Genomic DNA, 24,576 nt, shown 5'->3' on the forward strand with positions numbered 1-24,576 from the left:
CCAAGAAGTAGTTGCGTGCTCTTATTGTTTTTTTGCCGGGCTTTTTGTTTTTGTTGAGCGCCCTATCCACAAAACGCAAAGCTTGTGGACGATCTCCCTAACCGGGATTCAAGAGCAAACGGATTGCTTTGGTCGCTGACGTTGCAATGATCTTGCGATCCAACCAGTTCAGGCCCTGCTTGAGTGCAGTTTTTGTTGTTCTCTGCCTGGTTGTGGGGCAAGCCCCAAAAACAACTCCTCTCCAAAAGAATCAGTTAGCTGCGCCTCCGCCGTCTTGTTCTTATTGTGCGTGAGCCGATTCGTCTTATTTTTATTGTCTTTTGCAGTGCTTGTTATTGTTCTTGTACCAAACATATAGCAGGTGCCGTGCCAACTTTTGCAAACCCCAGTAAAACAAGGGGTTGGAGCGATTCTGCGGGCCTTGGACGGTAAAAAAAAACCGAGGCTTCGTTACCGTAAGCCCCGGTTTTTGTTACGAGATTGTGGCGAGGTAACAGTTTGTCGCAACGTGACAGTGTTACCGCCGCGCGCCCGCGGTGACAGCTGAAAGGTATCAGCTGTCGCTGGTCGCGCCGCTCTTGCGCCGTGGGATGCCCAGACGCTGACGACGTTCCCACAGGCACTTGCGACTGACCCCCAGCTTGCGTGCAAGCTCGGTCTCGGTCATGTGGTCCTGGTGCTCGAGTACGAAGTGCTGGAAATAGTCCTCAAGGGACAGGTCCTCGGTGGGCTCGTGGCTGGTGTTGCTGGCCGTACTGCCACTGCTGGGCAGGTTGGCGAAGGGTTCATCGTCGTCCAGATCGCTCAGCTCGATGTCGATACCCAGGAGGTCGGCGGAGATTTCCGGGCTTTCGCAAAGAATGACCGCACGCTCGACCGCATTCTCCAGTTCCCGGACGTTACCGGGCCAGGAGTAGTGACGGATGGCCTGTTCTGCGTCATGGCCAAAGCGCAGGTCGTTACGACCGATGCGCGCACTCTGGCGGGCGAGGAAGGCGTTGGCGATTTCGTTGACGTCGGCGCCGCGCTCGCGCAAGGCGGGTAGCTTGAGGGCGATGACGTGCAAGCGGTAATAAAGGTCTTCACGGAACTGGCCGACCTTGGCCAGGTTCTTCAGGTCACGGTGGGTTGCCGCGATCAGGCGCACATCGACCTTTTGCGACTGCACCGAGCCGACCCGGCGGATCTCGCCTTCCTGCAACACCCTAAGCAGGCGCGCCTGGGCTTCCAGGGGCAGCTCACCAATCTCGTCGAGGAACAGGGTGCCGCCGTCTGCGGCTTCGACCAGGCCGGCGCGGCCGGCGCTGGCACCGGTAAAGGCGCCTTTTTCGTGGCCGAAGAGTTCCGATTCGATCAGGGTTTCAGGAATCGCTGCGCAGTTCACCGAAATCATCGGTGCCTTGGCCCGGCGCGACAGATTGTGCAAGGCACGGGCGACCAGTTCCTTGCCAGTGCCCGACTCCCCCTGGATCAATACATTGGAGTCAGTAGGCGCCACCTTGCGGATCTTGCCGTACAGGTCCTGCATCGGGGGGCATGAGCCTATGATGCCGATCTCGCCATTGGCCGCATTGCTGGTGCCTTTGTCTGCCGGAGCAGACTTGCCATTGCCACGGGGCTCGGTGGGAACCGTCGGAGCGTTCTGGCGATCGCGCAGGATACGCGCTACCGCCTGGAGCATTTCGTCATGATCGAACGGCTTGGCGATATAGTCCACCGCGCCCATCTTCATCGAGTCGACGGCAGAGCGCAGGCTTGCGTAGCTGGTCATGATCAGCACCGGCGTACCCTGGCCGAGCTTGATCAGCTCGGTGCCCGGGGCGCCGGGCAGGCGCAGGTCGCTGACAATCAGGTCGAAGGTGGCAATGCTGAAGCGTTCCTGGGCTTCCTGCACCGAGCCGGCTTCGCTGACCTGGTACTGGTTCCGCTCGAGCAGTCGACGCAGTGCCGAGCGGATGATGGTTTCGTCTTCGACGATCAGAATGTGCGGCATTGATTCAATTCTCTCGACGGTCTCAGTTCACAGCGGACGTCGCTACGACATGACGCGGCAGGGTCACTCGGATCCGGGTGCCGCGCTGGCTTTGAGTATCGGCCGGGCTGTCGATGGTGATTTGTCCATAATGCTCTTCCACGATGGAATAGACCAGAGCAAGCCCCAGTCCGGTACCTTCGCCCGGGTCCTTGGTAGTGAAGAAGGGTTCGAACAGCCGATCCATGATGTTTTTCGGAATACCGCTGCCTTCGTCCTCGACGATCAGGTCGACGGTATGCTCGCTCGCTTCGCTCTTTACCCGCACGGCGCTGCCGGGAGGGGACGCGTCGCGGGCGTTGGAAAGCAGGTTGATCAGTACCTGGGCCAGGCGTTGCGGATCGCCCTCGACCCAGTGCTCGGGGTCGCACAGGTTGAAGAACTGTACTTCGAAATTGCGCCGGTTCAAGGCCAGGAGACCGATGGCATCCTGCGCCACTTCAGCCAGGCACACCGGCTCGTCGCTTTGCTGGTGGCTACCGGCATGGGCAAAGCTCATGAGCGATTGCACGATGCGCGAGATACGTTTGGTCTGTTCCAGAATCTGGCTGCTGAGCTCGGTGATCTCGCCATCGTCTTCACGTTCTTCGCGCAGGTTCTGGGCCAGGCAGGCGATACCAGTGACCGGGTTGCCGATTTCGTGGGCGACGCCTGCAGCCAGGCGGCCGATGCTGGCCAGGCGCTCGGAGTGCACCAGCTTGTCTTCCAGGGCCTGGGTTTCGGTCAAGTCTTCGACCAGTACCACCAGGCCGCTGTTGCCCGGCGCAAGCGGCTCGTCGATGGCGGCCTTGTGCAGGTTCAGCCAGCGAGTCTGGCCATCGAGCCCCAGGCGCTGCTTGTGCAGGTGTTCATCGGGGACATTGATAAAGCCCAGCAACAGCCCGCGCCAGGGTTCGCCGATGGTGGTCAGGCGAGAGCCTACCACGCGCTTGGCCGGGATGCCGGTGAGCTCTTCCATGGCCTTGTTCCACATCAGGATTTCCTGGTCCTTGGCTAGCGAGCAGACGCCCATGGGCAGTTCTTGCAGGGTCTGGCGGTGGTAGCGACGCAGGGCATCGAGTTCGGCGGCAAGGCCGGTCAGACGTGAGTGGTAGTCTTCCAGGCGGCTTTCGATGAAGTGGATGTCTTCGGTGACGTAGTTCTCATTACCGGATTTGTAGGGGAGGAAGGTTTCCACCATGTCCTGGGCAACACTGGGGCCCATCAGGCCTGACAGGTTGGCCTCGATCCGATCGCGCAGGCGGCGCAGTGCATAGGGGCGGCGTTCATCGAACGGCAGGTAAAGGTCGCGCAGGGCCTGCTCGACTTCCTTTTGTGCCGCCTTGGCACCCAGGGGCTTGGCCAGTTGCGTGGCGAACTCCTGGGGGGACGCGGCATGCAGCTCGCGCCGCTGTGGGCGGCGCACGTTGTCGACGGCACAGGCTTCGGCAGCGCTGACTTCTTCGCTGCTGGCGTTGGTGAACAGCGAGATCAGGGTGAACAACAGCACGTTCGCTGCCAGCGAGGCAATGGCTGCCATGTGCCAGCTGGTGTCGTCGAGCACGTAGATCATGTTCAGCAGCGGGATGTAGAAACCCTGCAGGTTGCCCACCAGCGGCAGCAACATGGTCACCATCCACACCAGGATCCCGGCGAGCAGCCCGGCGATGAACCCACGTCGATTGGCGGTCGGCCAGTACAGGACCGAGAGGACGCCGGGCAAGAACTGCAGGGTGGCAACGAAGGCGACGATGCCGAGGTTGGCAAGATCCTGCTGGCTGCCCAGGGTCAGGTAGAAACCGAAACCTGCGGCAATGATGGCGACGATCAAGGCCCGGCGGGTCCACTTCAGCCAACGATAGATATTGCCCTCGGCTGGCGGTTGGTACAGCGGCAGTACCAGATGGTTGAGGGCCATGCCTGAGAGCGCCAGGGTCGTGACAATGATCAGGCCGCTGGAGGCAGACAGACCACCGACATAGGCAAGCAAGGCAAGCGCCTGGTTGTTGGCGGCAATGCCCAGGCCCAGGGTGAAGTACTCGGGGCTGGTAGTGGCGCCCATCTTGAGGCCCGCCCAGAGGATCAGCGGCACCGCCAGGCTCATCAGCAGCAGGAACAGCGGCAGGCCCCAGCTGGCGCTGACCAGCGAGCGGGGATTGAGGTTTTCGGTAAAGGCCATGTGGTACATGTGCGGCATGACGATGGCCGAGGCAAAGAACACCAGCAGCAAGGTGCGCCATGGACCTTCCTGCAAGGGGGTGTGCAGTGCGGCCAGGGCGGTCTGGTTCTGCAGCAGCCAGACTTCCAGCTGGTGCGGGCCGCCGAACACGCCATAGAGGGCATACAGGCCGATGCCCCCCAGCGCCAGAAGCTTGATGACCGACTCGAAGGCAATCGCGAATACCAGGCCTTCGTGCTTTTCCCGTGTGGCGATATGCCGCGAGCCGAAGAAAATGGTGAATAGGGTAATCAGCGCGCAGAACGCCAGGGCCACTCTGGCCTTTACAGGTTCACCGGTGAGGATGCTGATGGAATCGGCCACCGCCTGGATCTGCAACGCCAGCAACGGCAGCACGCCGATCAGCATGAACACCGTGGTCAGCGCACCAGCCCAGGTGCTGCGGAAGCGGAAGGCGATCAGGTCGGCCAGGGACGACAGCTGATAGGTGCGGGTGATCTTCAGAATGGGGTACAGCAACACCGGCGCCAGCAGGAAGGCGCCGGAAACACCGAGGTAGCAGGCGAGGAATCCATAGCCGTACTGGTAGGCCAGGCCGACCGAGCCATAGAAGGCCCAGGCACTCGCGTAGACCCCGAGTGACAGGGTATAGGTCAGCGGGTGGCGAATGATCGAGCGCGGGATCATGCCGCGTTCGCTGACCCAGGCCACGCCGAACAGCACCAGCAGGTAGGCGGCGCTGATCAGGATCATCTGGGTCAGGCTAAAGCTCATCGGCATCACGTTGGCTCTGCAGGATAAAGGTCACGACGATCAGGATCAGCCAGAGCAGGTATGGGCGATACCAGGCTCCGGTCGGCTCGATCCACCAGTCCATGATGGCCGGGGAGAACAGGTAGATCCCCACGACCAGAAGCAGGACCAAACGATAGATATACATGCTGGCCTCAAAGGTTAGGGCGCTGCTGCTTGGACTTATTATTGGCGCAAATGGCTGCGGCGATGGTAACGGATGGGCGTGCTTTCGCCAAAGTTTTGAATTTATTGAGCTTTGTGTAGGAGCGCGCTTGCCCCGCGAGCGTGTAATCGCTGGGCAGGCCCATTCCTACCGGATTCAGTGCAGGTCTGCTTCGGGCACGTTCAGGCGCCGGGGGACGGCATTGGCGCTCCAGTGCCGCGCGGCATGGGCCAGTACCTCGGCGGGCCGGGCGTGTTGCATGGCGGGATCAGTGGGTTGGCCCAGCGCGCGCAAGGCGCGCAGGATCAGCGGCGTCGCTTGTTCGGCAGGTAATGGAGCGGAGCGGTAACTCTTGCCCAGTTTATGTCCGTCAGGCTGGGTGATCAGCGGAACATGCAGGTAGCGAGGCTGCGACAGGCCCAGCAGTTCCTGCAGGTAGAGCTGGCGTGGAGTGTTGTCGAGCAAGTCGGCGCCACGCACGATATCGGTCACCCCTTGCCAGGCATCATCCAGCACGACGGCCAGTTGATAGGCGTAGAGGCCATCGCGACGGCGGATCACAAAATCGCCCACTTCGCGCCCCAGGTGTTGTTCAAAAATGCCCTGCACCCGGTCCTCGAAGCGGTAGGTCAATTCCGGTACGCGCAGGCGAATGGCGGCATCCTGCTGGGCATGGCCCAGGTTGCGGCACAGGCCCGGGTAGATGCCGTTGTAGGCCTCAAGCTGTTTGCGCGAACAGGTGCATGCGTAGGCAAGCCCCTGGCGGAACAGGCGTTCGACCACTTCGGCATAGGCGTCGTGACGCTGGCTTTGGTAGACGACTTCGCCGTCCCATGTCAGGCCGTAGCTTTCCAAGGTGTGCAGGATGGCCGCCTGGGCACCGGGAGCTTCACGCGGTGGGTCGATGTCTTCCATGCGCAGCAGCCACTGCCCGTCCACTGCGCGCGCATCGAGCCAGGAGGCCAAGGCTGCGACCAGCGAACCAAAATGCAGGAATCCACTGGGAGTAGGGGCGAAGCGCCCGATATAGCGAGGGTTGTTCATGCTCATGGCGAGGGTACGAGACAATCGGTGCAGCTATAAATGAAGCGGGGCGCCTTGAGCGCCCCGTTCTGGTCAGATCAGGCCTTGCCGACCTGCTTTTCCTTGATTTCCGCCAAGGTCTTGCAGTCGTAGCAGAGGTCGGCGGTCGGACGTGCTTCCAGGCGACGGATACCGATTTCCACGCCGCAGCTTTCGCACCAGCCGTACTCTTCGTCTTCGATCAGTTGCAGGGTCTTGTCGATTTTCTTGATCAGCTTGCGTTCGCGATCGCGATTACGCAGCTCAAGGGCAAACTCTTCTTCCTGGCTGGCGCGATCGGCCGGGTCCGGGAAGTTGGCTGCCTCGTCTTTCATGTGGTCCACAGTCGCGTCCACACCTTCCATCAGCTCTTTCTTCCACTTATGAAGGAGCGTGGTGAAATGCTTGCGCATGGGGGCACCCATGTACTCCTCACCCTTGGTTTCTTTGTAGGGTTCGAAGCCGCGAACGAGTTGACTGCTTTGTTGCTTTTCTTGGGTGGACATGAATAGACCGCCTCTCACTCTTCTAATCCATTGCGCAGGCTGCTCCATCTCCGGCGCCCGCCGGCCCTGCGACTGCGAGCCGCCGAACTTACCAGATCGAATCGGGGCGCGCTACTCCCGGTTGTCTTCGTGGTTGACAGCAGGTTTAGCCACACGTTCGCTTCGGCACATGGGTAGAATCATTATTCTAGACCCATTTGAGAGAAGGTTGATGGCCCAGTCCTACAGTGCGCGCAGTCGCGCCATAGAACCCTTCCACGTCATGGCCCTGCTGGCGCGCGCCAATGAGTTGCAAGCCAGCGGCTGTGATGTGATTCACCTGGAAATCGGCGAGCCGGACTTCACCACCGCCGCGCCGATCATCGAGGCCGGGCAGGCCGCGCTGGCTGCCGGGCACACGCGCTACACCGCTGCACGCGGTCTACCTGCCTTGCGAGAAGCCATTGCAGGCTTCTACCAGCAGCGCTACGGGCTGAACATCGACCCCCGGCGCATTCTCATTACCCCTGGTGGTTCCGGCGCCTTGCTGCTGGCCAGCAGCCTGCTGGTGGATCCGGGCAAGCACTGGTTGCTGGCAGACCCGGGCTACCCCTGCAACCGGCACTTTTTGCGCTTGGTCGAAGGGGGGGCGCAACTGGTACCTGTAGGGCCTGAAGTCAACTATCAACTGACTGCCGATCTGGTCGAGCGCTATTGGGACAACGACACTGTGGGGGCCCTGGTGGCATCCCCGGCCAACCCGACCGGTACGGTGCTGGATCGCTCCGAACTGTCTGACCTGTCTACGGCCACACGCGCCCATGGTGGTCACTTGGTCGTCGACGAGATTTACCACGGGCTTACCTACGGGATGGACGCTGCCAGCGTGTTGGAAGTCGATGACGGCGCCTTCGTCCTGAATAGTTTTTCCAAGTATTTCGGCATGACCGGCTGGCGCCTTGGCTGGCTGGTGGCCCCTCCAGAAGCGGTAGGCGATCTGGAGAAGCTGGCGCAGAATCTCTACATCAGTGCCCCGAGTATGGCTCAACATGCGGCGCTGGCCTGCTTCGAGCCGCCAACCCTGGCCATTCTCGAAGAGCGTCGTGCCGAGTTTGCACGTCGCCGCGATTTCCTGCTGCCTGCCTTGCGTGAGCTGGGCTTTGGCATCGCCGTGGAGCCCCAAGGCGCGTTCTACCTGTACGCCGACATTAGCGCCTTTGGTGGTGACGCCTTTGCGTTTTGCCAGCATTTCCTTGAAACCGAACACGTTGCGTTTACGCCTGGACTGGATTTCGGCCGCCACCTGGCTGGGCATCATGTGCGTTTTGCCTATACCCAGAGCTTGCCGCGTCTGCAGGAAGCGGTGGAGCGGATTGCCCGGGGCTTGCGGAGTTGGCAAGGCTGATGCGTTTTAGTCCACCCCTTGAAACCGCTCGTTTACTGCGTCGTTACAAACGCTTCCTGGCCGATATCGAGCTGCCCTGCGGCGAGCAGATCACTATCCATTGCCCCAACACGGGCTCGATGTTCAATTGCATGGTCGAAGGCGGGCAGGTGTGGTTCAGCCGCTCCAACGACCCCAAGCGCAAGCTGCCGGGCACTTGGGAAATCAGCGAAACCCCCCAGGGGCGGCTGGCCTGTGTGAATACCGGGCGGGCCAATGCACTGGTCGAGGAAGCATTGCGTGCCGGTCGCATCCCCGAGCTGGCCGGATTCACTGGGCTCAAGCGCGAGGTTGCCTACGGCGAGGAGCGCAGCCGGGTGGATTTTCGCCTGGACTATGCCCAGGGGCCGGCTTATGTCGAGGTCAAGAGCGTGACCCTTGGGTACACCGAAACGGCCGTTGCGGCCTTTCCGGACGCGGTCACCCAGCGCGGCGCCAAGCACCTGCGCGAACTGGCGGCGCTGGCGCGCCAAGGCGTGCGGGCGGTACAGCTGTACTGTGTGAGCCTCAGCGGCATCGAGGCGGTGCGCCCAGCCGAAGAAATTGATGCCGCCTATGCATCTGCCTTGCGCGCTGCGGTGGCAGATGGGGTCGAGGTGCTGGCGTACGGTACGCACATCGACGGCGAGCAGATCTATATCGATCGGCCCTTGCCGGTACTCCTCAGGTGACGAGCCAGATACCCTGGCTGTCTTCCCGGCACGCCAGGGCGGTCAGGTAATCGCCGGCACAGGGCCCGGCCACACATTCACCCGATTCGATCAGAAACAGCGCGCCATGTCGTCGGCAGGTGATCAGGCTGGCGCTGCTGTCGAGAAATTGATCGGGCTCCCAGTTCAACGGGATGCCGCGATGGGGGCAGCGGTTCTGGTACAGGAAGACCCTGCCTGCGCGGCGAACGGCGAACAGTTGGGTATCGTCGAGGCTGAAGCCACGGCTGTGGCCTTCAGCCAATTCGTCGGGTAAACAAAGAAAGTGCATGGCGAAGTGAGGTACCTGAAGTCTCGGTGGCCGCTTGACGTTCAAATGCAAATAATTATCAAATTGCTCGAACATGCCGCGTCGGACGCTTTATACCCCGTGGCTCCAGCGTTATCCACCCGGATGCCGCTCCTTTTCCCAGGAAGTCCGTTATGTGCCGAAGTGCCAGCCTGATCACTCTGTGTCTGGGTCTTGTATTCACAAGCCTCGTCCAAGCCGAAGCCTTGCCGCAACGTTGGGTCAGTGCCGGTGGGGCACTGAGTGAATGGGTCACGGCGCTGGGCGGAGAGGAGCGATTGGTGGGGGTTGATACCACCAGTCAACATCCCGAATCGCTCAAGACCTTGCCCAGTATTGGCTATCAGCGTCAATTGTCGGCCGAAGGCGTGCTGAGCCTGCGCCCCGATGTGCTGGTGGGTACCGAAGAAATGGGACCACCACCGGTGCTGGCGCAAATCCGTGGGGCCGGGGTCCAGGTCGAACTGTTTTCCAGCAAGGCCGATCTGCAGGCGGTGGAGTCCAACCTGAAGCATCTGGGGCAACTGCTCGGTAACCCGGCACAGGCCGAGAAGGTCTATGTTCAGTACCGCCAGCAGCTCGAGCACCTGCAAGACAAGCTCAAGCAAATCCAGGCTCGGCACCCGGCCCCAGGGGTAATCCTGCTGGTCGGCCATGCCGGCGCCAAGCCGATGATCGCCGGCAAGGATACCGCCGGTGACTGGCTCCTCCAGCGGGCAGGCGCCCGAAACCTGGCCGACAACGACGGTTACAAGAATTTTTCGGTCGAAGCCTTGGCCGCCTTGAATCCGGACGTGCTGGTGTTTGCCGATCGCAGTCTCACCGGTGAACAGGCCCTGCAGGCACTGCTTAAGGAGAATCCTGCCTTGAAGGCCTCGAAGGCGGCACAAGCGGGGCGACTGGTTGAGCTCGACCCGACCTTGCTGGTGGGGGGGCTAGGTCCACGCCTGCCGAGCACCTTGCAGCGTCTTTCGCAAGCCTTTTACCCCGACGCTCAATGAACCGGCTTATCAAACCCAGGACGCTCTTCGTCGCCCTGGCATTGCTGTGCCTGCTGGCGGTGTGGCTGTCCCTGGCCCTGGGGCCGGTCAGCTTGCCACTGTTTGATACGCTGCGTGCCGGCCTGCGACTGCTGGGCATACCGATTGCCGGGGAGGGGCTGGATCAGGCCGAACTCATCCTTGGCCAGATTCGCCTTCCGCGCACCCTGCTCGGCCTGACTGTCGGGGCAGTGCTGGCTTTGTCCGGAGTGGCCATGCAGGGCCTGTTTCGTAACCCGCTGGCCGACCCGGGCCTGGTCGGAGTGTCCAGTGGCGCGGCGCTTGGCGCGGCGGTGGCGATAGTTGGCGGCAGTTGGCTGGGCGGTATCCCGGAAGCCTTTGCGCCGTACCTGTTGTCGGTCTGTGCGTTTCTCGGAGGCTTGGGCGTGACAGCCCTGGTCTATCGCCTGGGCCGGCGTGACGGACAGACCAGCGTCGCAACCATGCTGCTGGCGGGTATCGCCTTGACCGCCTTGGCCAGTTCCGCCGTTGGCCTGTTCACTTACCTGGCCGATGACGCGACCTTGCGCACGCTGACCTTCTGGAACCTGGGCAGTCTCAACGGTGCCAGCTATCAGCGGCTGTGGCCGCTGGTGATGGTTGCCGTCGGCGTCGCGCTGTGGCTGCCGCGTCGGGCCCAGGCCCTGAATGCCTTGTTGTTGGGTGAGTCGGAAGCAAGGCACCTGGGTATAGAGGTCGAGGCGCTCAAGCGCGAGCTGGTGTTCTGTACCGCATTGGGGGTCGGAGCGGCGGTGGCGGCTGCCGGTCTGATCGGTTTCATCGGGTTGGTGGTACCGCACCTGGTTCGCCTGTTGTCCGGGCCCGATCATCGCGTACTGTTGCCGGCCTCGCTGCTGGCAGGGGCTTCACTGCTGCTGTTTGCCGACCTGATAGCGCGGCTGGCGCTGGCGCCCGCCGAGTTGCCCATCGGTATCGTTACTGCTTTCATCGGCGCACCGTTTTTCCTCTACCTGTTGCTGCGGGGGCGTACCTGATGCTTTGTGTCGAAAACCTGTTCCTGCAGCGGGGCAGCAATCAGGTGCTGAGTAATATCAGCCTGGCGCTGCAGTCCTACCAGGTGCTGGGCGTACTTGGCCCCAATGGTGCAGGGAAAAGCAGCTTGCTCGGTGCGCTGTGCGGTGAGTTGAATGCCAGTCAGGGGCGCGTGACCCTGGATGGCAGAGACCTGTCGTACTGGCCTGGTCAGGAGCGAGCCCAGCGCCTGGCGGTGTTGCCTCAGATCTCCAGTCTCGGATTCGCGTTCAAGGTCGAAGAAGTGGTCGGCATGGGCCGACTGCCGCATCGTACGGGACTGGTCTGTGATCAGCAGATCGTCGACGCGGCGTTGGACGCCGCGGATGCCCGGCACCTGGTCGGGCGCAGCTACCTGGCATTGTCTGGGGGCGAGCGGCAACGGGTTCATCTGGCACGGGTGCTGGCGCAGTTGTGGCCGGGGGAGGAGGGGAGGACGCTGCTGCTCGATGAGCCGACGTCGATGCTCGATCCCTTGCATCAACACACCACATTACAAGCCGTGCGCAATTTCGCCGATCGCGGTGCGGCGGTGCTGGTCATATTGCATGACCTTAACCTGGCCGCGCGTTACTGCGACCGGATACTGTTGCTTGAACAGGGGCACATGCATGCACTGGACAGCCCTGAACAGGCTCTGCGACCTGAATCGCTCAAGGCGGTGTTTGGTATCGATGTGCTGGTACAACCGCATCCGGAGCGTGGACATCCGTTGATCATTGCCCGCTAATGACAAAACGCAGGCAAAAAAAGACCCGGCAAAACTGCCGGGTCAATAACCGTGATTAGCCTGATGAGGAGATAATCTGAGAGTCCGAACCAGGGGCTTTCAGGTTACCCAACCAGTCTCGCGACCAGTTGTGATAATCATAACGATTCTCATTTCGAAGTCAATCGTTGCGATCTCATATTTTCAATTATTTTTCCTCGGCGTCTTGGCATCCAGTTGCTGGTTGAGCGCTTCCTTGCGTTCAGGGGGGATGTCGTTCCAGTGCATATCGAGCAGGGCGCCTTCGATCGCGTACAGCAGCACCTTCGAAGCCCGAAAGCCGCGGGTGCGCACTGCCTGGTAGGCATTCACCGCTCCGAGCCGACGCAGATCCGAAGCGCTGTGAATGCCGACCGCATGCAGCCACTGCGCAGAAGTCTTGCCAAGATTTTTCAGATGCTGGAGTTCATCGTTCATCAAGCCTCCTTGCGACGGCTGAACGGTCTTGAGAGGGAATCGCTGGCAGGTCAATGAGCAGTGTAGCGGCACTTCAAAAATACGCGGCGTTTTGCCATCGGGTGCCGACGGGCAGCCACAAACACCCCGTCAGGCCACGCCTGGCGGGGTGTTCAAGGTTTATCAGCGGGTGCGGTATCGCAGCCGTGTGCCGAAGTTGACCGACATGAGGATCTCGTCGGCGCTCAGTTCGCCGGGAAAGTAGGTGCCGGAAATTTGCGCATGAGCCAGGCTCGCACCTTCCAGGCCGTTATGGCGAAGATCTAGCCCGCGCAGATCTGCGGCGCGGAAATAGGCATCGGTGAAGTCGATGCCGGTGGTGTCCAGATCCCGCAGATCGAGTCCGCGAAAGTCACCACCGCGAAAGTCGATGGCGGCGTCCTTGGGTTTCTCGCGGTTGAAGTGAGCGATCTGTTCGTCATGCACCAGCGCATACAGCGCGCTGTCCAATTGCCGTGGCTGATTCATGAAGACGCCTCCCTGTGAAACCCGATGATGGCATTATAGTGTCATCGCCAGGGAGGCGTTCGAGCGCAAGCGTGAAGTGTCGACTGCTTCACGCTCCGAGGGCGATCAGAGCCCGGGAAGGCGCTGACGAATCTGCTTGACCAGCAGATCCAGGCTGCCGCTTTCGTTGGTTTCCACTCGTTTGCTTTGCAGTACTTCCTCGGCACTGAGCGGGTCGCGGCTGCTTTGCTGTGCCTTGATCACGTCCAGCGTGGCATCCGATGGATCGTTCTGGTCGGCCTGGCGCTGTGCCAGCCAGCTGGCAATGACCGCATCGGGGGCATTGCAGTCAAGGATCAGGAACGGCACGCCTGTCTCGCTGGCGACACCAGCGGCGGCCTGACGCTGCGCCTGCTTGAGGTAGGTGGCATCAATGACCACCGGGAACCCCGCGCGCAGAATGATTTCGGCCAGTTGGTGCAGGCGCTGGTAGGTTGCCTGGCTGGCGTCCTCGCTATAGATGCCGGCTTGCAACTGGCCGGCGCTGGCGCTTGCCTGCTCACCGAACATGCGCTTGCGCTCTACATCCGAACGCAGGCGAATGGCACCCAGGGCGTCGACCAGGCGCATGGCCACGTGGCTCTTGCCTACGGCAGACACACCATGGGTGATCGCCAGGAAACGCGACGGGATGGCGCTGTAGCTCTCCGCCAGGTTGGCATAGTTGCGGTAGGTGCGCAGGGTAGTAGCGCGCTGCACCGCATCGGCGTTGGCCGGCATGCTGAACAGGGCGACCTTGGCGCGTACCAGTGCACGGTAGGCCTTGTAGAAGTTCAGCAGTTCAAGGCCGGCATAGTCGCCGGTCAGTTCCAGGTACTGGCTGATGAAGCGGCGCGACAGCGACTTCAGCCCACGGTCTTCCAGGTCCATGGCCAGGAAGGCGGTGTCGGCATACACGTCGGTCAGGCGGAAAGGTTCGTTGAACTCGATGCAGTCGAAGATCACGACCTTGCCGTCGATCAGGGTGGCATTGCCCAGGTGGATATCACCGTGGCACTCACGGATGAAACCTTCGGCCTTGCGGGCTTCGAGCAGGCCGTGCAGGCGCTTGAAGCTGTCCTGGGCCCAGGCTTGCAGGGCATCGAGCTGTTGCAGGTCGGCCTTGTCGGAAAGGAACGGACGGATCTGCTCGAAGTTCTGCTCCACCGGCGCCATGACGCTGTCCGGGGTTCCCAGTGGATGATCGACAGGCACCCTGGGCGCCTGCAGGTGGAACTCGGCGATCTGGCGGGCCATCTGGTCGATGTGCTCGGCAGTCAGTTCGCCATTGGCTTGCAGGGTGCTGAGCATCTGGTCCTGCGGGAACTGGCGCATCTTCAGCGCGTACTCGACAGGCTCGCCATCGCCTGCCAGTTGTGGCGCTTCGGCGCTGCCGGTAATCGGCAATACCTCCAGATACAAACCTTCGGTCAGGCGCTGGTTCAGGCGCAGTTCTTCGGCGCAGAAGTGCTTGCGCCCGGACAGCTCGGTGAAGTCCAGGAAACCGAAGTTCATCGGCTTCTTGATCTTGTAGGCGTAGTCGCCGGTCAACAGCACCCAGGAAATGTGAGTTTCAATCACCTGGAATTGCTTGACCGGATGGGGAAACAGGGCGGGGTTTTGCAATGCGGTGATCAAGGCTTGGCTCACGGGCGATCCTTCTGGGGCATGGAGATTCGAATCGGCCATTATGGCGGCAAGCGAGGCTGGTGCAAACCGCCGGAGGGCGCCTGTCGACGATCAATAAAGTGCGTATAATCCGCCGCCATGACTCGTACCCGATCCCCCCGTACCCCGAAAAAACGCCCGTCTGGCCGCTCTGGCGCCTGGCTGGGCTGGGCCATCAAGCTCAGCCTGGTTGGCCTTGTGGTGCTGGCCGGCTTTGCCATTTATCTCGACGCTGTGGTCCAGGAGAAGTTCTCCGGCAAGCGCTGGACCATCCCTGCCAAGGTGTATGCCCGGCCGCTGGAGCTGTTCGTCGGACAGAAGCTGAGCAAGAGCGATTTTCTCATTGAACTCGATGCCCTGGGTTATCGCCGCGAAAGCGTCGCCAATGGTCCGGGTGCCGCTGCCGTCAGCGGCAACACCGTTGACCTGAACACCCGTGGTTTCCAGTTCTATGAAGGCATGGAGCAGGCACAAGCGGTGCGCGTGCGTTTCTCCGGCGACTATGTGGCGGGCCTGAGCGGCGCCAATGGCTCCAAGCTCGACGTGGTGCGGCTTGAACCGTTGCTGATTGGCGGCCTGTACCCCAAGAACCTCGAAGACCGGATTCTGATCAAGCTCGACCAGGTGCCGCCGTACCTGCTCGAAACCCTGGTTGCCGTGGAAGACCGCGATTTCTACAGCCACTTTGGCGTATCGCCCAAGTCCATCGCTCGTGCGGTCTGGGTCAACACTTCGTCGGGTGCGATGCGCCAGGGTGGCAGTACCCTGACGCAACAATTGGTCAAGAACTTCTACCTGACCAACGAACGCAGCCTCAGTCGCAAACTCACCGAAGCGATGATGGCCCTGCTGCTTGAATTGCACTACGACAAGCGCGAGATCCTGGAGGCCTACCTCAACGAGGTGTTCGTCGGTCAGGATGGTCAGCGTGCAGTGCATGGTTTCGGCCTGGCCAGCCAGTTCTTCTTCAGTCAGCCACTGTCGGAATTGAAGTTGCATCAGGTGGCGTTGCTGGTAGGTATGGTCAAGGGGCCGTCCTACTACAACCCGCGTCGTTACCCGGAACGGGCCACCGTGCGGCGTAACCTGGTGCTCGACCTGCTGGCCGAGCAGGGGGTGGCGACACCCGAGGCCGTCGCTGCAGCGAAGAAAATGCCGCTGGGTGTGACCAAGCGTGGCAGTCTGGCCGACAGCTCCTTCCCTGGGTTCCTCGACCTGGTGAAGCGTCAGCTGCGCCAGGACTACCGCGACGAAGACTTGACCGAAGAAGGCCTGCGCATCTTCACCAGTTTCGACCCGATCCTGCAGATGAAGTCTGAGGCGGCGATGTCCGAGACGTTCAAGCGCCTGGCCGGACGCAAGGGGTCCGACGAAGTCGAAGCTGCGATGGTGGTCACCAATCCGGAAACCGGTGAAGTGCAGGCGCTGATCGGCAGTCGTCAGGCGGGCTTTGCCGGGTTCAACCGGGCCATTGATGCCGTTCGCCCGATAGGCTCGCTGGTCAAGCCGGCGGTCTATCTGACCGCCCTGGAAAAGCCGAGCAAATACACCCTGACTACCTGGATGCAGGATGAGCCGTTCGCGGTGAAAGGCGGCGACGGACAGGTCTGGCGTCCACAGAACTATGATCGCCGCTCTCACGGCACCATTTATCTGTACCAAGGCCTGGCCAACTCCTACAACCTGTCGACGGCCAAGCTGGGCCTGGAAGTGGGTGTGCCGAATGTGCTCAAAACCATTGGACGACTGGGCGTGAACGTCGACTGGCCGGCGTTCCCGTCGATGCTGCTGGGTGCCGGCGGCATGTCGCCAATGCAGGTTGCGACCATGTACCAGACGCTGGCCAATGGCGGCTTCAACACACCGATGCGCGGCATCCGCAGTGTGCTGACGGCCGAGGGCGAGCCACTCAAGCGCTATCCGTTTCAGATCCAGCAGACCTTCGACCCGGGGGCAATCTATCTGGTGCAGAACGCCATGCAGCGGGTGATGCGCGAAGGTACCGGGCGTTCGGTCTATAGCGTACTGCCAAGCTCCCTGACCCTGGCAGGCAAGACCGGCACCAGTAACGATTCTCGCGACAGTTGGTTCGCCGGGTTCAGCCAGGACTTGCTGGCCGTGGTCTGGTTGGGTCGTGACGACAACGGCAAGACGCCGTTCACCGGCGCTACTGGTGCCCTGCAGGTGTGGACCAGCTTCATGCGCAAGGCCGACCCGCTACCGCTGGACATGCCATTGCCCGACAACGTGGTTCAGGCCTGGGTAGATCCACACACTGGGCAAGGCTCCGACGCCAGTTGCCCGGGTGCAGTACAGATGCCGTATATTCGCGGCAGTGAGCCCCCTGCCGGCGCCGCTTGTGGTGGCACGCAGGATCCCGCCGAGTCCGTGATGGACTGGGTCAAGGGCTGGATGAATTAAGCACTAGGCAAAGAGGGTGTGAAGTGAACAAGTGGTGGATACCTGCCTTTACGGCACTGGCTTTGCTCAACGGTTGCGCCAGCGTACAACGCGGCTCGATTCCTGTGGTCGACTCGAGTACTCGAGTCTCCAACAGTGATCGGGTTTCAGCTGCACGGGGTGCTCAGGTCAATGCCGGCACCCGCCAGGCACAGGCCGTGCCCCAGGACTCCGGTGTGACCGTGATGGTTCCGCAAGGGGCGGGTGCGGCACCCATCCAGACATTCCCGGCTTCGACGGCAGCTGCGCCGATCTCGACCGGTCCGATGACACCTGGCCCTGTCAGCTCGGCGCCTTACAACAGTGGTTCGGTGAACGCGGGCAGTTACACCATGCCTAGCACCGCGCCCAGCGCTCCGAGCGGTATCCCGCGCAGCGGCGCAGCCAGCGGTGGTTTGTCGGCCGACGAGCAACTCGATGGCCCGGTGCTGGCACTGCTGACCACCGCCCAGCAACAACAGGGTAGTGGTGACTACAACGGCGCCTCATCGAGCCTTGAGCGCGCCCAGCGCATCGCGCCACGCGAGCCGCAGGTGCTCTACCGCCTGGCCCAGGTGCGCCTGGCCCAAGGAGATGCGGCCCAGTCGGAGCAGTTGGCGCGACGTGCGCTGACGTACGCCAATGGTCGTCCAGACCTGCAAGCCGGGCTGTGGAACATCATTGCCCAGGCACGCGAGAAACAGGGCGATTCGGCCGGCGCGGCGCTGGCGCGGCAGAAAGCCCAGGTCAACTTGTAATGGACCCGCGCATTCTGGATATCGCCGATCACCTGCTGCTGATCGAACACGAACTGCATGCCCAGGGTTGGTGGAGCGATGTTGCCCCCTCTTCACAGGCGTTGGCGAGTACCGTGCCGTTTGCGGTCGACAGCATGAGCTTCGATCAGTGGCTGCAGTGGATTTTCCTGCCGAAAATGAAAGAGATTCTCGAAAAGGGGCTGCCGCTGCCAAATGCTTCCGGCATCCTGGTCATGGCTGAAACGGTATACGTAGACCGCCCGGACGAAAGTCGCGAGCTGCGCAGGCTACTAGCAGAATTTGATCAATTGATCAGTCCATCTGCCTGAATTTCCCTCTTTTCACCCTTGGAGCCACAGAATGTGGCTCTTTTTCTTTGTAATGTTTGTTTTTCTGCTGCAGCTATTAGCATTAATGGTGGCTGTTGATCGTCCTTGGGGAAAATTGGCAATAATTTTTCTTGACTTGCGCGCGCCGAATCACAAGAATCCAGATTCCGCTGTAGAGGGACTGCCAGAAGCAGACCCGCTAAGCAGATCATGAGGCGCACACCCGCGCCGACCTGTTACACCCCGCAACGCGTTACCTCGCGCTGGGTGGGAAAACCCCGCAACACTTTGGGGCGCTCCCAATACTTGCTCAGTCAGTGCTGACGTAGTCGGCGATTCCGTCGCTCATGCTCTGCTTGGCAGTAAACCTATTAAGACCCGTCCACCGTGGGCGGTATTCTGGCGTTTTAGAGGTGAACAACGTGGAGCTTTTATCTGGCGCTGAGATGGTCGTCCGCTTTTTGCGTGACGAAGGCGTTAAGCACATCTACGGGTACCCTGGTGGTGCTCTCCTGCATGTTTACGATGCCCTGTTCAAGGAACCGGAAGTCAATCACATCCTGGTTCGTCACGAGCAGGCCGCTACCCATATGGCGGACGGTTATGCCCGTGCCACCGGCAAGGCCGGCGTGGTACTGGTGACCTCGGGTCCTGGTGCGACCAATGCCATTACCGGTATTGCCACCGCCTACATGGACTCCATTCCGATGGTTATCCTCTCTGGCCAGGTGCCTAGCACCATGGTCGGTACCGATGCCTTCCAGGAAACCGACATGATCGGTATCTCCCGGCCGATCGTGAAGCACAGCTTCATGATCAAGCATGCCTCGGAAATCCCGGAAGTCCTGAAAAAAGCTTTCTATCTGGCTCAGTCCGGCCGTCCAGGCCCGGTCGTGGTCGATATCCCGAAAGACATGACCAACCCGGCGGAAAAGTTCGAATACGTCTACCCCAAAAAGGTCAAGATGCGTTCCTACAGCCCGGCTGTCCGTGGTCATTCGGGGCAGATCCGCAAGGCCGCCGAAATGCTGCTGGCTGCCAAACGTCCAGTGGTCTATGCCGGTGGCGGCGTGATCCTCGGTGGCGGCTCCGAAGCCCTGACCGAGATCGCCCAGATGCTCAACCTGCCGGTCACCAACACCCTGATGGGGTTGGGTGGCTATCCGGGTACCGATCGCCAGTTCCTCGGCATGCTCGGCATGCACGGCAGCTACACCGCCAACCTGGCCATGCACCATGCCGACGTGATTTTCGCCGTCGGTGCGCGTTTTGATGATCGCGTGGTCAACGGTCCGGCCAAGTTCTGCCCGAACGCCAAAGTTATCCACATCGATATCGACCCAGCGTCGATCTCCAAGACCATCAAGGCTGACGTACCGATTGTTGGTCCGGTCGACAGCGTGCTGACTGAAATGGTCGCGACCTTGCGCGAAATCGGCGAGCAGCCAGAAAAGGCCGCTATCGACGCGTGGTGGAAGCAGATCGAAGAGTGGCGTGGTGATCGCGACATGTTCCCTTATAACAAGGGCGATGGCAGCGTTATCAAGCCGCAGACGGTGATCGAGACTCTGTGCGAAGTGACCAAGGGTGATGCCTTTGTGACCTCCGACGTGGGTCAGCACCAGATGTTCGCCGCACAGTACTACCGCTTCAACAAGCCTAATCGCTGGATCAACTCTGGCGGCCTGGGCACCATGGGCTTCGGTTTCCCGGCGGCCATGGGCATCAAGCTGAACTTCCCGGACCAGGACGTAGCCTGCGTAACCGGCGAAGGCAGCATCCAGATGAACATCCAGGAACTGTCGACCTGCCTGCAGTACGACCTGCCGGTCAAGATCGTCAACCTGAACAACGGTGTATTGGGTATGGTCCGCCAATGGCAGGACATGGCCTACAACAGCCGACACTCGCACTCCTATATGGAGTCGCTGCCTGACTTCGTCAAATTGGCTGAAGCCTATGGCCACGTGGGCATTCGCATCACCAGTCTGAAGGACCTCAAGCCCAAGCTCGAGGAAGCGTTCGCCATGAAAGACCGCCTGGTGTTCATCGATATCCAGGTCGACAACAGCGAGCACGTCTACCCGATGCAGATCAAAGATGGTTCCATGCGCGACATGTGGCTGAGCAAGACGGAGCGTACCTAATCATGCGGCACATTATTTCCCTGCTGTTGGAAAACGAACCCGGTGCCTTGTCTCGCGTGGTCGGTCTGTTCTCGCAGCGTAACTACAACATCGAAAGCCTGACCGTAGCACCCACCGAAGACCCGACCCTGTCGCGTTTGACGTTGACCACGGTCGGTCATGATGAGGTGATCGAGCAGATCACCAAAAACCTGAACAAGCTGGTTGAAGTCGTGAAGCTTGTCGACCTCTCGGAAAGCGCGCACATCGAACGTGAGCTGATGCTGGTAAAGGTCAAGGCCACGGGCGCACAGCGCGCCGAGATCAAACGCACCACCGATATCTATCGTGGGCAGATCGTCGATGTCAGCAGCAGCGTCTACACCGTCCAGCTGACTGGCGCCAGCGACAAGCTTGACAGCTTCATTCAGGCCATCGGTACCGCGTCCATTCTCGAAACAGTGCGCAGTGGCGTCACCGGCATTGCCCGCGGCGACAAAGTGCTCAGCATCTAACTCAAAAAATTAGCGATGGCCCTATCGGGCCGAGATAACAGGGGTATGTTCATGAAAGTTTTCTACGATAAAGACTGCGATCTTTCGATCATCCAGGGCAAGAAAGTTGCCATCATCGGTTACGGCTCCCAGGGCCACGCTCAGGCGTGCAACCTGAAAGATTCCGGTGTGGATGTCACTGTCGGTCTTCGTAAAGGTTCGGCCACCGTTGCCAAGGCTGAGGCCCATGGCCTGAAAGTTGCCGACGTGGCAACCGCTGTTGCCGGTGCCGACCTGGTCATGATCCTGACCCCGGACGAGTTCCAGTCCCAGCTGTACAAGACCGAAGTCGAGCCGAACATCAAGAAGGGCGCCACCCTGGCCTTCTCCCACGGCTTCGCTATCCACTACAACCAGGTTGTGCCACGTGCTGACCTGGACGTGATCATGATCGCGCCAAAAGCGCCGGGTCACACTGTACGTTCCGAGTTCGTCAAAGGCGGTGGTATCCCTGACCTGATCGCTATCTACCAGGACGCTTCGGGCAACGCCAAGAACGTCGCCCTGTCCTACGCTGCAGGCGTTGGTGGTGGTCGTACCGGTATCATCGAAACCACCTTCAAGGACGAGACTGAAACCGACCTGTTCGGTGAGCAGGCTGTTCTGTGTGGCGGTACTGTCGAACTGGTCAAGGCCGGTTTCGAAACCCTGGTTGAAGCAGGCTACGCGCCAGAAATGGCTTACTTCGAGTGCTTGCACGAATTGAAGCTGATCGTTGACCTCATGTACGAAGGCGGTATCGCCAACATGAACTACTCGATCTCCAACAACGCCGAGTACGGCGAGTACGTGACTGGCCCGGAAGTCATCAACGCCGAGTCCCGTCAGGCCATGCGCAACGCTCTGAAGCGCATCCAGGACGGCGAATACGCGAAGATGTTCATCAGCGAAGGTGCTACCGGCTACCCATCGATGACCGCCAAGCGTCGTAACAACGCCGCTCACGGCATCGAAGTCATCGGCGAGCAACTGCGCTCGATGATGCCTTGGATCGCCGCCAACAAGATCGTTGACAAGGCCAAGAACTGATTCTGGCTTGATGCGATGAAAACGCGGCTTCGGCCGCGTTTTTTCGTTTAGGCGCTCAGCATCTGGTATAAAGCTTCATCGTCTGCCGGTGAACCCTCGTCGCAGACCTCTGTCGAAACTTTCCACACCGTTGCAAGGTAATGTCAATGAGCGAACGTCCCGAAGAGCCGAACAAGGCCTCTGACGCCGAAAGCCTGCTACCGATCGATGAGCATGTTGAAGAAGGGCATGACGCCGAAGGACGCAAGGTTCGGCATCGCGGCATCTATCTGCTGCCCAATCTCTTCACTACTGCGAACCTGTTCGCCGGTTTCTACTCCATCATCAACTCCATGAGCGCCCAGGCTGCCCTGAGTGCCGGTGATCCGCGCGAGGCGAGCAAGTACTTCGCCTTTGCTGCCATCGCCATTTTCGTGGCCATGGTCCTCGACGGTCTCGATGGCCGTGTGGCCCGCATGACCAACACCCAGAGTGCCTTCGGCGCCGAATATGACTCGCTGTCGGACATGGTCGCCTTTGGTGTGGCTCCCGCGCTGCTGGCATTCGGTTGGGCGCTCGGGGACATGGGCAAGGTCGGCTGGATGGTCGCCTTCATCTACGTGGCCGGTGCTGCACTGCGTCTGGCGCGGTTCAACACTCAGGTCGGTACAGCTGACAAGCGTTACTTCATCGGTCTGGCCAGTCCGGCTGCGGCGGGTGTGGTGGCCGGTACAGTCTGGGCCTTCAGCGACTATGGTATCCAGGGCTCGAAACTCTCGTTCCTGGTCGCCTTGCTGGTGGCCGCGGCGGGTATGCTGATGGTCAGCAACATCAAGTACAACAGCTTCAAGGAGCTGGACCTCAAGGGGCGCGTACCGTTCGTAGCGATCCTCGCGGTGGTGCTGGTGTTCGCGGTAGTCTTCAGTGATCCACCGCGCATTCTGCTGTTGGTGTTCCTTGGCTATGCGGCATCCGGCCCGGTGCAGTACCTGCTGCGTATCCGCCGCCGGAAAAACATCGAGTGATGTAATTTCGCTCAGGCTCCGTAGTCTACTGGTGCATCAGTCCTCCAGTTCTACGGAGCCACCATGCTTATCAAGCTGTCCAAAGCCTCCGATTGCAAAGCGTCGGACATTACTCCTGAATCCTTCTATCTCTCGCGCCGGGCATTGCTCGGTGGCTCTGTTGCTGCGTTGGCGGCTTCGGCACTTCCCTGCGAGGTTGGCGCCGCTGATATATCGCGCTATGCAGATGTCGAGGCGGGAGCGGCGCCAGGCTGGTTCAGCGACAAGCTCGCCACCGCTCGCTGGCAGGCGGTAACCGCGCCAGGGGAGGGGATCACGCCCTATAAAGACGCGACGCACTACAACAATTTCTATGAGTTCGGTGCCGACAAGGGCGATCCGGCAGAAAATGCCGGCAGTCTCAAGGTGCAGCCCTGGACCGTGGTGGTTGACGGAGAAGTCGGTAAGCCGGGGCGCTATGTGCTAGAAGACTTCGTGAGTCCCTACCAGTTGGAAGAGCGGATCTATCGGTTGCGTTGTGTTGAAGCCTGGTCGATGGTCATTCCCTGGCTGGGCTTTCCCTTGTCAGCAGTGCTCAAGCAGGTGGAGCCAACCTCCAAGGCAAAATTCATTCGCTTTGAAACCCTGCAAGACCCTTCGAGCATGCCTGGGCAGCGCTCCAATTTTGCCTTGATCGATTGGCCATATGTAGAGGGACTGCGCCTGGATGAGGCGATGAACCCGTTGGCGATTTTGGCGGTGGGAATGTATGGGCGCGAGCTGCCCAATCAGAATGGTGCGCCGCTACGTTTGGTGGTGCCGTGGAAGTACGGGTTCAAGAGCATCAAGTCCATTGTGCGTATCAGCCTGGTAGCAGAGCAGCCGCGGACCACCTGGCAAGCCATAGCGCCTGAAGAGTATGGCTTCTATGCCAACGTCAATCCCGAGGTGGATCATCCTCGCTGGACGCAGGCCCGCGAGCGACGACTGCCCAGTGGGTTGTTCAGCCCCAACGTGCGTACTACCCAGATGTTCAACGGGTACGCCGAGGAAGTGGCGGAGCTGTATGGCGGTCTTGATCTGCGGAAGAACTACTGATGCGCTATCCACTGTTGCGCCTGGGTATTTTCATCCTGGCCAGCATTTGGCCGCTCTGGTGGCTGTATGAGGCCGCCATGAATGCCCTGGGGCCTGACCCCGGGAAAATCCTGGTCGATCGACTGGGGTTGGGTGCGCTGATCTTCCTACTTATCACATTGTCCATGACGCCGCTGCAGCGACTGACAGGTTGGGCGGGATGGATCGTGTCACGCCGGCAACTGGGGTTGTGGTGCTTTGCTTATATAGTGCTGCACATGAGTGCCTACATGGTGTTCGTCCTCGGCTTGGACTGGGGGCAATTGGGTGTGGAGTTGAGCAAGCGCCCCTACATTATTGTGGGGGCGTTGGGATTCCTGGGGTTGCTGGCATTGGCGGTGACGTCCAATCGCTACAGCCAGCGGCGTCTGGGCGCGCGTTGGAAGAAGTTGCACAAGCTGGTCTATGTGATTCTTGCCTTGGGGTTGCTGCACTTCCTGTGGGTCGTGCGTGCCGATCTTAAAGAGTGGGCGGTGTATGCGGGGATCGGGGTGATTCTATTGGCGCTGCGTATTCCCGTGTTTGCGCGGCATATCCCAAGATTCTCTGCAACAAAAGCCTGAATGCACCGTTGCTTCTATTTGCCGCCTGAACCTTGCTGCTTATAGCCAAATTGCTTCTTCTGAAACAAA

General features: G+C 60.4%; 23 protein-coding genes. 14 read left to right on the top strand and 9 right to left on the bottom strand.

Annotation, left to right across the window (positions count from 1 at the left end):
• Positions 1-553 precede the first annotated feature (553 nt).
• The 5 genes from ABVN19_RS26680 to dksA form a co-directional block, all read right to left on the bottom strand.
• A complete protein-coding gene (locus ABVN19_RS26680; protein WP_028944507.1) occupies positions 554-1,993 on the bottom strand; it encodes a sigma-54 dependent transcriptional regulator in 1,440 nt (479 codons plus the stop codon).
• Between the two features lie 22 nt (positions 1,994-2,015).
• Positions 2,016-4,970 carry a sensor histidine kinase gene (locus ABVN19_RS26685; RefSeq protein ID WP_028944506.1) on the bottom strand — a complete coding sequence of 985 codons (2,955 nt, stop codon included), beginning with the start codon at positions 4,968-4,970 and terminating at the stop codon, positions 2,016-2,018.
• A complete protein-coding gene (locus ABVN19_RS26690) occupies positions 4,954-5,130 on the bottom strand; it encodes a hypothetical protein (RefSeq protein ID WP_003250005.1) in 177 nt (58 codons plus the stop codon). Before ABVN19_RS26690 ends, ABVN19_RS26685 begins: the two co-directional genes overlap by 17 nt.
• A 174-nt stretch (positions 5,131-5,304) precedes the next feature.
• A complete protein-coding gene (gluQRS, locus tag ABVN19_RS26695; protein WP_028944505.1) occupies positions 5,305-6,192 on the bottom strand; it encodes a tRNA glutamyl-Q(34) synthetase GluQRS in 888 nt (295 codons plus the stop codon).
• Between the two features lie 77 nt (positions 6,193-6,269).
• Positions 6,270-6,716, bottom strand: a complete 447-nt coding sequence (gene dksA / locus ABVN19_RS26700) for an RNA polymerase-binding protein DksA (RefSeq protein ID WP_028944504.1) — start codon at positions 6,714-6,716, stop codon at positions 6,270-6,272.
• Between the two features lie 211 nt (positions 6,717-6,927).
• Here dksA and ABVN19_RS26705 point away from each other — a divergent pair, with 211 nt between their 5' ends.
• Together ABVN19_RS26705 and sfsA are read left to right on the top strand one after the other, a co-directional pair.
• Entirely contained in the window at positions 6,928-8,100 is a 1,173-nt protein-coding gene (locus ABVN19_RS26705) for a pyridoxal phosphate-dependent aminotransferase (protein WP_105642700.1), read from the top strand.
• The gene (sfsA, locus tag ABVN19_RS26710; RefSeq protein ID WP_028944502.1) at positions 8,100-8,810 is read left to right on the top strand and encodes a DNA/RNA nuclease SfsA; all 711 of its coding nucleotides are present in this window, start codon (positions 8,100-8,102) and stop codon (positions 8,808-8,810) included. Before ABVN19_RS26705 ends, sfsA begins: the two co-directional genes overlap by 1 nt.
• On the opposite strand, the gene ABVN19_RS26715 is transcribed toward sfsA, so the two are convergent.
• Complete coding sequence (locus ABVN19_RS26715; RefSeq protein WP_028944501.1) at positions 8,803-9,120, bottom strand: Rieske 2Fe-2S domain-containing protein; 318 nt, start codon at positions 9,118-9,120, stop codon at positions 8,803-8,805. The two genes, sfsA and ABVN19_RS26715, sit on opposite strands and share 8 nt — an antisense overlap.
• A 152-nt stretch (positions 9,121-9,272) precedes the next feature.
• Between ABVN19_RS26715 and ABVN19_RS26720 the strand changes: the two genes are divergently transcribed.
• Genes ABVN19_RS26720 through ABVN19_RS26730 form a run of 3 tightly spaced genes read left to right on the top strand, consistent with a single transcriptional unit; the run spans position 9,273 to position 11,940 of the window.
• A complete protein-coding gene (locus tag ABVN19_RS26720) occupies positions 9,273-10,139 on the top strand; it encodes a helical backbone metal receptor (protein WP_028944500.1) in 867 nt (288 codons plus the stop codon).
• A 50-nt stretch (positions 10,140-10,189) separates the two neighbouring features.
• The gene (locus tag ABVN19_RS26725; protein WP_167332122.1) at positions 10,190-11,173 is read left to right on the top strand and encodes an iron ABC transporter permease; all 984 of its coding nucleotides are present in this window, start codon (positions 10,190-10,192) and stop codon (positions 11,171-11,173) included.
• Positions 11,173-11,940, top strand: coding sequence for a heme ABC transporter ATP-binding protein (locus ABVN19_RS26730; RefSeq protein WP_028944498.1), 768 nt, complete (start codon positions 11,173-11,175; stop codon positions 11,938-11,940). The genes ABVN19_RS26725 and ABVN19_RS26730 overlap by 1 nt, the downstream gene beginning before the upstream one ends.
• A 183-nt stretch (positions 11,941-12,123) precedes the next feature.
• Here the strand turns inward: ABVN19_RS26730 and ABVN19_RS26735 are convergent, their stop codons facing one another.
• The 3 genes from ABVN19_RS26735 to ABVN19_RS26745 all read right to left on the bottom strand — a co-directional run bounded on the left by ABVN19_RS26735 (position 12,124) and on the right by ABVN19_RS26745 (position 14,571).
• Complete coding sequence (locus tag ABVN19_RS26735; RefSeq protein ID WP_028944497.1) at positions 12,124-12,396, bottom strand: TfoX/Sxy family protein; 273 nt, start codon at positions 12,394-12,396, stop codon at positions 12,124-12,126.
• A 162-nt stretch (positions 12,397-12,558) separates the two neighbouring features.
• Positions 12,559-12,903 (bottom strand): pentapeptide repeat-containing protein, encoded by a 345-nt coding sequence (locus ABVN19_RS26740; RefSeq protein ID WP_028944496.1) that lies wholly within the window; start codon positions 12,901-12,903, stop codon positions 12,559-12,561.
• Positions 12,904-13,008: 105 nt separating this feature from the next.
• The gene (locus ABVN19_RS26745) at positions 13,009-14,571 is read right to left on the bottom strand and encodes a bifunctional aminoglycoside phosphotransferase/ATP-binding protein (RefSeq protein ID WP_105642699.1); all 1,563 of its coding nucleotides are present in this window, start codon (positions 14,569-14,571) and stop codon (positions 13,009-13,011) included.
• 117 nt (positions 14,572-14,688) lie between these two features.
• Between ABVN19_RS26745 and mrcB the strand changes: the two genes are divergently transcribed.
• The 9 genes from mrcB to msrQ all read left to right on the top strand — a co-directional run bounded on the left by mrcB (position 14,689) and on the right by msrQ (position 24,507).
• Positions 14,689-17,010: a penicillin-binding protein 1B gene (gene mrcB / locus ABVN19_RS26750; RefSeq protein WP_028944494.1), complete on the top strand. Its 2,322-nt coding sequence runs from the start codon at positions 14,689-14,691 to the stop codon at positions 17,008-17,010.
• A 23-nt stretch (positions 17,011-17,033) separates the two neighbouring features.
• Positions 17,034-17,786 carry a tetratricopeptide repeat protein gene (locus tag ABVN19_RS26755; protein ID WP_028944493.1) on the top strand — a complete coding sequence of 251 codons (753 nt, stop codon included), beginning with the start codon at positions 17,034-17,036 and terminating at the stop codon, positions 17,784-17,786.
• On the top strand, positions 17,786-18,115 hold the full coding sequence (locus tag ABVN19_RS26760; protein WP_028944492.1) for a YqcC family protein: 330 nt from the start codon (positions 17,786-17,788) through the stop codon (positions 18,113-18,115). The genes ABVN19_RS26755 and ABVN19_RS26760 overlap by 1 nt, the downstream gene beginning before the upstream one ends.
• 422 nt (positions 18,116-18,537) lie before the next feature.
• Positions 18,538-20,262, top strand: coding sequence for an acetolactate synthase 3 large subunit (locus ABVN19_RS26765; protein ID WP_028944491.1), 1,725 nt, complete (start codon positions 18,538-18,540; stop codon positions 20,260-20,262).
• A gap of 2 nt (positions 20,263-20,264) precedes the next feature.
• On the top strand, positions 20,265-20,756 hold the full coding sequence (gene ilvN, locus ABVN19_RS26770; protein WP_028944490.1) for an acetolactate synthase small subunit: 492 nt from the start codon (positions 20,265-20,267) through the stop codon (positions 20,754-20,756).
• A 51-nt stretch (positions 20,757-20,807) separates the two neighbouring features.
• A complete protein-coding gene (ilvC, locus tag ABVN19_RS26775) occupies positions 20,808-21,824 on the top strand; it encodes a ketol-acid reductoisomerase (RefSeq protein WP_028944489.1) in 1,017 nt (338 codons plus the stop codon).
• A 146-nt stretch (positions 21,825-21,970) separates the two neighbouring features.
• A complete protein-coding gene (gene pssA, locus ABVN19_RS26780; protein ID WP_028944488.1) occupies positions 21,971-22,828 on the top strand; it encodes a CDP-diacylglycerol--serine O-phosphatidyltransferase in 858 nt (285 codons plus the stop codon).
• A 63-nt stretch (positions 22,829-22,891) separates the two neighbouring features.
• Positions 22,892-23,905: a protein-methionine-sulfoxide reductase catalytic subunit MsrP gene (gene msrP, locus ABVN19_RS26785; protein ID WP_028944487.1), complete on the top strand. Its 1,014-nt coding sequence runs from the start codon at positions 22,892-22,894 to the stop codon at positions 23,903-23,905.
• Positions 23,905-24,507 (top strand): protein-methionine-sulfoxide reductase heme-binding subunit MsrQ, encoded by a 603-nt coding sequence (msrQ, locus tag ABVN19_RS26790; protein WP_028944486.1) that lies wholly within the window; start codon positions 23,905-23,907, stop codon positions 24,505-24,507. Before msrP ends, msrQ begins: the two co-directional genes overlap by 1 nt.
• Positions 24,508-24,576: the final 69 nt, after the last annotated feature.

The sequence above is a fragment of the Pseudomonas vranovensis genome (assembly GCF_040438935.1).
GTDB lineage: Bacteria > Pseudomonadota > Gammaproteobacteria > Pseudomonadales > Pseudomonadaceae > Aquipseudomonas > Aquipseudomonas vranovensis.